The following is a 7,914-nucleotide window of genomic DNA, read 5'->3' as shown; positions in this document are numbered from 1 at the left end:
GCAGGGCACGCAGGTCGGCACGCTGGTCGAACCCGACCGCTCGTTGATGCCGACCAAGCACGACGCCGCGGACCAGTCAGGCAGCAGCGCCCAGGCAGGCGGCGTGCTGCCGTCGGCGGATGCGCTCCCCGTCCGGGTGGGTGTGGGCGTCATCGGCGCCGTCATCGTGTTTAGCTTGATCATGGCCGCACGCTCGATGAACCGCCGACCGCAACACCGCTGAACACATGCCCGCCCGCTCGCGGGGCCTGCTGGTCGGGCTCACGGCCGCCAGCGTCGGGGTCATCTACGGCTACGACCTGTCGATCATCGCCGGTGCGCAGCTGTTCGTCACCGAGGATTTCGGCCTGAGCACGCGGCAACAGGAACTGCTGACGACGATGGTGGTGCTCGGCCAGATCGCCGGAGCGTTGGGTGCCGGCGTGCTGGCCAACGCGATCGGGCGAAGGAAGTCGGTGCTGCTGGTACTCGTCGCATACGCGGCGCTCGCGCTGGTGGCCGCGCTGTCGGTTTCGGAGCCGATGCTGCTGCTGGCCCGCTTCCTGCTCGGCCTGGCCATCGGGGTGTCGGTGGTGGTCGTTCCGGTGTTCGTGGCGGAATCGGCTCCGGCCGCCGTGCGCGGGTCGCTGCTGACCGCCTACCAACTGGCCATCGTCAGCGGACTCGTCATCGGCTACCTGACCGGGTATCTACTGGCCGGCTCCCACAGCTGGCGCTTGATGTTCGGGCTGGCCGCCATCCCTGCAACGCTGTTGCTGCCCTTGGTGATTCGCATGCCCGACACGGCCCGGTGGTATGTGCTCAAGGGCCGGACCGACGACGCCCGCGCCGCGCTGCAGCGCATCGAGCCCGCCGCGGACGTCGAATCCGAGCTCGCCGAGATCGCCCGCGCTGTCAGCGAGGGTAGTGGTCGGGTGTCCGAGATGCTGCGACCCCCGTACTCGCGAGCCACCCTGTTCGTGATCACGCTCGGCTTCCTGACCCAGATCACCGGCATCAACGCGATCATCTATTACAGCCCAAGGATTTTCGAAGCCATGGGGTTCACCGGGAACTTCGCGCTGCTGGCGCTGCCGGCGCTGGTTCAGGTCGCCGGCCTGGTGGCCGTGGGCACCTCCGTGCTCCTGGTCGACCGAGTGGGCCGGCGCCCAATCCTGTTGTCGGGCATCGCCATGATGATCGGCGCCGACGCCGTGCTGATGGCCGTGTTTGCCCGCGGCCTGGGCGGGACCGGACTGGCGCTCGGATTCGCCGGCATCCTGCTATTCATCTTCGGCTACACCATGGGCTTCGGCTCGCTGGGATGGGTGTACGCCAGCGAGAGCTTCCCGACCCGGCTGCGGTCCATCGGATCGAGCACGATGCTCACCTCCAACCTGATCGCCAACGCGATCGTCGCCGCGGTCTTTCTGACCGTGCTGCATTCCCTCGGTGGCTCAGGCGTTTTCGCGTTGTTCGGGGCATTCGCGCTGATCGCGTTCTTCGTCGTCTTCCGGTACGCACCCGAGACGAAGGGCCGCCCACTCGAGGACATCCAGCACTTCTGGGAAAACGGCGGTAGATGGTCCTGATCCGCGCGGGCGCGATCATCTCCGACGGGCAGGTCCGCCGGCCCGGCTGGCTGGAAACGTCGGGCGAACGGGTCGTCGCCTGTGCACCCGGGGAGCCGCCCCGCCCGGCCGATGACGACTTTTCCGATTGCACTGTGCTGCCAGGGTTTATCGACATGCATGTGCACGGCGGCGGCGGAGCGTCCTACACAGAAAGCCACGGCATCGCCGACGCCGCGAATTTCCACCTACGGCACGGCACTACCACGACACTGGCCAGCCTGGTGACCGCCTCGCCCGCGGAGTTGATCGCCGGGGTGCGCGCGCTCGCCGAAACAACCCGCCACGGCGTCATTGCCGGCATTCATCTGGAGGGCCCGTGGCTAAGCCGGGCGCGCTGCGGGGCGCACGACCCCGCCCGGATGCGCGACCCGGACCCCGCCGAGATCGACGCCGTGCTCGCTGCCGGTGACGGCGCGATCCGGATGGTCACCTTGGCGCCGGAACGGCCCGGGGCCGACGAGGCGATCCGGCGCTTCTGCGACGCGGGTGTGGTTGTGGCACTGGGCCATACGGATGCGACCTATGAGCAGGCCCAGCACGCCATCGCGCTGGGCGCGACCGTCGGCACGCATCTCTTCAACGCGATGCCACCGCTGCACCACCGCGAACCCGGCCCCGCACTCGCCCTGCTGCGGGCCCCGCAGGTAACCGTCGAACTCATCGCCGACGGCGTGCACGTGCACCCAGATTTGATACACGCGGTGGTCGCGGCCGCCGGACCCGGCCGCGTCGCGATGATCACCGACGCGATGGCCGCGGCGGGCTGTGCCGACGGGCCGTTTCGCCTGGGCGCGACCGAGATCGACGTCGCCTCCGGAGTGGCGCGGGTGCGCGGCACGTCGACGATCGCGGGCAGCACCGCCACCATGGATGAACTCTTTCGCGCCGTGGCCGCCGATGCGGGCCTGGCCGCCGCGGCGCAGATGACCTCGGTTACGCCGGCGCGCGCCCTCGGCCTCGAGCGGGTGGGCGAGCTGCGAGCCGGCTACGACGCCGATCTGGTTGTGCTGGACCGCGATCTGCGGGTCACGCGCGTGATGACGCGGGGCGCCTGGCGTTAACGAAGCCAGCGGGTGAGCCGGGAAAGGGCCAGCGCCCCAACGGCTCCCAGGGCCATCGCCGTTATCGTCTGACGCGCGGACAGGCCCTCGTCGAGCTCCATGCGGGGCGAAATGATCGCGGGCGCGGGCGGAGCGACGTGCGCAGCATTGGAATCGCCGGACGTGGTCGCTGCCCACGCCGTGCAGAACAGCACGAGATAGGACGTGACGTAAGCGAATACCATCAACCCCAGCACCGGTCCGAAGGCGACGCCGGCCGGGCTGTGCAGCACCGCCTTCAGGTAGATCGACGCCACCTGCTTGAACACCTCGAAGCCGATCGCCGCTATCAGTCCTGCCCGCATCGAATCGACCAGGCTCACCTTCTCGCGGGGCAGCCGGGCGATCATCCAGGTGAACAACAACCACGACACCAACGTCGCGATCAAGGTCGAGAAGAGCCAGAAGAGCCCGTCGAACACCGGGAATTTGGGTATGCCAGCCCATTTCAGCGCCGCGGCCATGGGCGCCTGGTGACCCAGGGTGGTGATCGCGACGGTAACCAAGATGACCGCGAACGTCCCCAACATCGCCAGAAAATCGGAGAACTTGTTGTGCAGGAAGCCCGGTGACTCGATGCGCCTTTGCCACCACATCTCGGTCAGCGCCTGCCGCAGGTGCGAAATCCAGCCCAGGCCCGCCCATATCGCGGTGACCAGGCCGATGATCCCGACGGATGCCCGCGCATCGATCGCCGAGTTCATCAGGTCCTGCAGCTGTTGCCCCAGCGAGCCCGACACCTGGGCGCGGATGTGATCGTCGATCGTGCTGAGCAAGTGCGGGCGCCGGGCCAACACGAACCCGACGGCGGCGAAACCGACCATCAGCAACGGGAATAGCGCGAAGATCGTGTAGTACGTCAGTCCCGCCGCGAAGAATCCGCCGCTGCGGTCGTCGAAGCGTTGATAGGCGCGGATGACATGGTCCAGCCAGCCGTACCGGGCGCGCAGCCGATCGAAGAAGCCTGGCTTGGCCGGCTCGCTCATGGTATTGCTCCAATTAGCAGCGGGCCTTACCTCTGTTGCGGAAGGAACCCAAGCCGATCGTAAACCCGCTGGACTGTTTTGCCGGACACTTCGCGCGCCTTTTCCGCGCCGGTGGCCAGCACCGCCTCCAATTCGGCGAGATCGGCCGTTAATTCGTCCACCCGGGCCTTGATCGGGCTGACGAACTCGACGACGGCCTCGGCGGTGTCCTTCTTCAGATCGCCGTAACCGCGTCCCGCATAGCCGTCGACGAGAGCGTCGATGCCGACCCCGGTAACGGCCGACTGGATGCTCAGCAGATTGGAAACGCCGGGCTTGGCGTCGGCGTCGAAACGGATTTCGCGCTCGCTGTCGGTCACCGCCGAGCGAATCTTCTTGGCGGACACCGCAGGATCGTCGAGCAGGTTGATCAATCCGGCGTCGGTGGCCGCCGATTTGCTCATCTTCGAGGTCGGGTCCGCAAGGTCGTAGATCTTCGCGGTGATCTTGGGGATCAGCACGTCCGGAACCACGAAAGTGTCTGGGAACCGGGCATTGAAGCGCTGAGCGACGTCGCGCGCCAACTCCAGGTGCTGGCGCTGGTCCTCCCCCACCGGCACCAGATTGGTGTCGTAGGCCAACACGTCGGCGGCCTGCAACACCGGGTAGGTGAACAGGCCCACGGTGGTGGAGTCGCTGCCCTGCCGCAACGACTTGTCCTTGAACTGCGTCATCCGCGACGCCTGCCCGAAGCCGGTGAAGCAGCCCAGCACCCAGGCCAGCTGGGTGTGCGCCGGCACATGGCTCTGCACGAACACGGTGCTGCGGGCCGGGTCGATGCCCAGCGCCAGGTATTGGGCGGCGGTGATCAGCGTCCGGCGGCGCAGCGCCTCGGGGTCCTGGGCGATGGTGATCGCGTGCAGGTCCACCACGCAGAAGAACGCGTCGTGGTCGTCCTGCAGCCCGACCCACTGCTTGATGGCCCCCAGAGCGTTGCCCAGGTGGAGCGAGTCGGACGTCGGTTGCACGCCGGAGAAAAGCCGGCTTGATCCGGTAGCGGTGCTCATGATGCATCGATCTTTTCACGCGAAGCCCCCGGGCCTGCACAGACCGGCAGCCTGCTTGCGATACCGGCGGTACCGGCTTTAATGTCGGCAGTTATGACGACTCGTCCACCGACCCACCTCGGTCCCAGAGATGGCTCCGGAGAGCCGGTGCTGTTGCTGCACGGGTTCCTGATGTCCCAGACGGTGTGGGATCCGGTCGCGCCGCGGCTGGCCGAGACCGGCCGCTACGAGGTGTTCGCCCCGACCATGGCCGGGCACAACGGCGGTCCGTACGCGGGCACGTGGCGGCTGAGCTCGTCGGTGCTGGCCGACCACGTCGAGCGGCAGCTCGACGAACTCGGCTGGGACAGCGCGCACATGGTGGGCAATTCGCTGGGCGGCTGGGTGGCCTTCGAACTGGAGCGGCGAGGGCGCGCGCGCAGCGTGACCGGCATTGGCGCCGCGGGCGGCTGGACGCGGTGGAGCCCGGTCAAATTCGAGGTCATCAGCAAGTTCGTCGCAGGCATGCCGATGCTGGCGCTGGCCCGGCTGTTCGGCGCGCGCACGCTGCGGCTGCCGCTGAGCCGCCGGCTGGCGACTTTGCCACTGACCGCATCGCCGTACGGAATCACCGAGCAACAGCTGTCCGTCGTTGTCGACGACGCCGCGCACTGTCCGGCCTACTTCCAGCTGCTCTACAAGTCGCTGGTGGCACCAGGGCTACTGGAATTGGCCCAGACGGCCGTGCCCGTCCAGCTGATTCTGTGCGAGAAGGACCGCGTGGTACCGGCCAGCAGATTCAATCGGCATTTCAGCACGTACCTACCGTCGGGAACGAAGACAACCCGGCTCGACGGCGTCGGACACGTCCCGATGTTCGAGGCGCCCGACCGGGTCACCGCGGCCATCGCAGACTTCATCGACGAGTGTGGCACCGCGAAGGACCGCGAGCGGCCACCGGCTAGCTAGCCACCTGTTCTTTCAGGTTCTCGGCGATCGAGTTGAGAAACTCCTCGCTCTCCTGCCATTGCTGGTCGGGCCCGATCAGGATGGCCAGGTCCTTGGTCATCTTCCCGCTCTCGACAGTCGAGACGACCACCCGCTCGAGCGTCCGGGCGAACTCAGTCACCGCGGGTGTGTTGTCCAGCTTGCCGCGGTGCTGCAGTCCGCGGGTCCAGGCGAAGATCGAGGCGATCGGGTTGGTCGAGGTCGGCTTGCCGGCCTGATATTGGCGGAAGTGCCGGGTGACGGTGCCGTGTGCGGCCTCGGCCTCGACCGTCTTGCCGTCCGCCGTCATCAGCACCGACGTCATCAGTCCGAGCGAGCCGTAGCCCTGCGCGACGAGGTCTGACTGGACGTCGCCGTCGTAGTTCTTACAGGCCCACACGTAGCCGCCCTCCCACTTGAGACAGGCCGCGACCATGTCGTCGATCAGCCGGTGCTCGTAGGTCAGCCCCTCGGCCTCGAACTTCTCCTTGAACTCCTCGTCGTACACGCGTTGGAACTCGTCCTTGAACATGCCGTCGTAGGCCTTGAGGATGGTGTTCTTGGTCGACAGGTACACCGGCCACTTGGCGTTGAGGCCGTATTTCAGCGAGGCGCGGGCGAAATCGCGGACCGAGTCCTTGAAGTTGTACATCCCCATCACGACGCCGCCGTCCTCGGGGATGTCCACCATCTCGTGCACGATCGGCTCGCCGCCGTCGGCGGGCGTGAAAGTTATTGCGACGGTGCCGGGTTTCTCGACCTTGAAGTTGGTCGAGCGGTACTGGTCGCCGAAAGCGTGGCGGCCGATGACGATCGGCTTCGTCCAGCCCGGAACCAGCCGCGGCACGTTCGAGATTACGATCGGCTCGCGGAAGATGGTGCCGCCCAAGATGTTCCGGATCGTCCCGTTCGGTGACAGCCACATCTTCTTCAGGCTGAACTCCTGCACACGGGCCTCGTCGGGGGTGATCGTCGCGCACTTGACCCCCACGCCGTGTTTCTTGATGGCGTAGGCGGCGTCGATCGTCACCTGGTCGTCGGTGCGGTCGCGGTGCTCGATGCCCAGGTCGTAGTAGTCCAGATTGATGTCGAGGTGCGGAAGGATCAGCAGGTCCTTGATCAATTTCCAAATGACGCGTGTCATCTCGTCGCCGTCGAGCTCAGCGATGACGCCCTTGACTTTGATCTTGGACACGATCAGTCCTGGGAGGCTACGAGCGCTTCGTTGAACGTCTTGCTCGGCCGCATCACCGCGGTCGTCTTCTCGCTGTCCGGGTAGTAGTAGCCGCCGATGTCGGCCGCCTCGCCCTGCGCCTCGGCGAGCTCGGCCACGATGGCATCCTCGTTCTCCGCCAACGAATCCGCCAGCGCGGCGAAGTGCGTACTCAGCTCTTCGTCGTCGGACTGCGCGGCCAGTTCCTGCGCCCAGTACAGCGCCAGGTAGAACTGGCTACCGCGGTTGTCGAGTTCGCCGGTCTTGCGCGACGGGCTCTTGTTGTTGTCCAACAGCTTTCCGATCGCGGAGTCCAGGGTCTTGCCCAGGATCTTGGCGCGCTCATTATCGGTCTTGATGCCGACGTCTTCGAAACACGCTCCCAGGGCGAGATATTCACCGAGGGAGTCCCAGCGCAGGTGGTTCTCCTCGACGAGCTGATGGACGTGCTTGGGCGCCGAACCGCCCGCTCCGGTTTCATACATTCCGCCGCCGGCCATCAACGGCACGATGGACAGCATCTTGGCGCTGGTGCCCAGCTCGAGGATCGGGAACAGGTCGGTGAGGTAGTCGCGCAAGATGTTTCCGGTCGCCGCGATGGTGTCCTGTCCGCGCATTGCGCGCTCGATTGTGTGGCGCATGGCCCGCTCCTGCGACATGATCTGGATGTCGAGGCCCTCGGTGTCGTGGTCGGCCAGGTAGGTGTTCACCTTCTTGCGCAGTTCGTTCTCGTGCGGGCGCTCCTGGTCCAGCCAGAACACCACCGGCATGCCCGAATTGCGCGCCCGGGTGACGGCCAGCTTGACCCAGTCGCGGATCGGTTCGTCCCGCACGATCGGCATGCGCCAGATGTCGCCCTCTTCGACGTTCTGGGTCAGCAGCACTTCCCCGGTGTCGAGGTCGACGATGTTGGCGACGCCGTCCTCGGGGATCTCGAAAGTCTTGTCGTGCGAGCCGTACTCCTCGGCCTGCTGCGCCATCAGCCCGACG

General features: G+C 66.5%; 7 protein-coding genes and 1 pseudogene. 4 read left to right on the top strand and 4 right to left on the bottom strand.

Annotated elements, in window-relative coordinates:
- The 3 genes and pseudogenes from JOZ00_RS08245 to nagA all read left to right on the top strand — a co-directional run.
- Positions 1-223 (top strand): annotated as a pseudogene (locus tag JOZ00_RS08245) (D-alanyl-D-alanine carboxypeptidase); the annotation flags it as partial.
- Between the two features lie 4 nt (positions 224-227).
- Positions 228-1,571 carry a sugar porter family MFS transporter gene (locus JOZ00_RS08240; protein WP_293342276.1) on the top strand — a complete coding sequence of 448 codons (1,344 nt, stop codon included), beginning with the start codon at positions 228-230 and terminating at the stop codon, positions 1,569-1,571.
- Entirely contained in the window at positions 1,562-2,674 is a 1,113-nt protein-coding gene (gene nagA, locus JOZ00_RS08235; RefSeq protein WP_293342273.1) for an N-acetylglucosamine-6-phosphate deacetylase, read from the top strand. Before JOZ00_RS08240 ends, nagA begins: the two co-directional genes overlap by 10 nt.
- On the opposite strand, the gene yhjD is transcribed toward nagA, so the two are convergent.
- Positions 2,671-3,699, bottom strand: coding sequence for an inner membrane protein YhjD (gene yhjD / locus JOZ00_RS08230; protein ID WP_293342270.1), 1,029 nt, complete (start codon positions 3,697-3,699; stop codon positions 2,671-2,673). The genes nagA and yhjD overlap by 4 nt on opposite strands.
- A gap of 26 nt (positions 3,700-3,725) precedes the next feature.
- Positions 3,726-4,745: a tryptophan--tRNA ligase gene (trpS, locus tag JOZ00_RS08225; protein ID WP_293342267.1), complete on the bottom strand. Its 1,020-nt coding sequence runs from the start codon at positions 4,743-4,745 to the stop codon at positions 3,726-3,728.
- Positions 4,746-4,895: 150 nt separating this feature from the next.
- Here trpS and JOZ00_RS08220 point away from each other — a divergent pair, with 150 nt between their 5' ends.
- Entirely contained in the window at positions 4,896-5,693 is a 798-nt protein-coding gene (locus tag JOZ00_RS08220; protein WP_293342282.1) for an alpha/beta hydrolase, read from the top strand.
- On the opposite strand, the gene JOZ00_RS08215 is transcribed toward JOZ00_RS08220, so the two are convergent.
- Together JOZ00_RS08215 and JOZ00_RS08210 are read right to left on the bottom strand one after the other, a co-directional pair.
- Positions 5,686-6,855 (bottom strand): NADP-dependent isocitrate dehydrogenase, encoded by a 1,170-nt coding sequence (locus tag JOZ00_RS08215; RefSeq protein WP_293342279.1) that lies wholly within the window; start codon positions 6,853-6,855, stop codon positions 5,686-5,688. The genes JOZ00_RS08220 and JOZ00_RS08215 overlap by 8 nt on opposite strands.
- Before the next feature lie 53 nt (positions 6,856-6,908).
- Positions 6,909-7,914 (bottom strand): NADP-dependent isocitrate dehydrogenase (locus JOZ00_RS08210; protein ID WP_293342265.1); only part of this gene is annotated, 1,006 nt, incomplete at its 5' end.

Origin of the sequence: Mycobacterium sp. (assembly GCF_019243155.1) — a bacterium.
In the GTDB taxonomy this organism is placed as follows: domain Bacteria; phylum Actinomycetota; class Actinomycetes; order Mycobacteriales; family Mycobacteriaceae; genus Mycobacterium.
The sequence above is the reverse complement of the archived record's forward strand: the minus strand, read 5'-3'. Positions and strand labels throughout refer to the sequence as shown.

Coding starts and splice junctions, on each gene's coding strand:
- yhjD (WP_293342270.1), bottom strand. CDS start 3,699: ATGAGCGAGCCGGCCAAGCCAGGCTTCTTCGATCGGCTGCGCGCCCGG.
- JOZ00_RS08215 (WP_293342279.1), bottom strand. CDS start 6,855: ATGACACGCGTCATTTGGAAATTGATCAAGGACCTGCTGATCCTTCCG.
- JOZ00_RS08240 (WP_293342276.1), top strand. CDS start 228: ATGCCCGCCCGCTCGCGGGGCCTGCTGGTCGGGCTCACGGCCGCCAGC.
- trpS (WP_293342267.1), bottom strand. CDS start 4,745: ATGAGCACCGCTACCGGATCAAGCCGGCTTTTCTCCGGCGTGCAACCG.
- nagA (WP_293342273.1), top strand. CDS start 1,562: ATGGTCCTGATCCGCGCGGGCGCGATCATCTCCGACGGGCAGGTCCGC.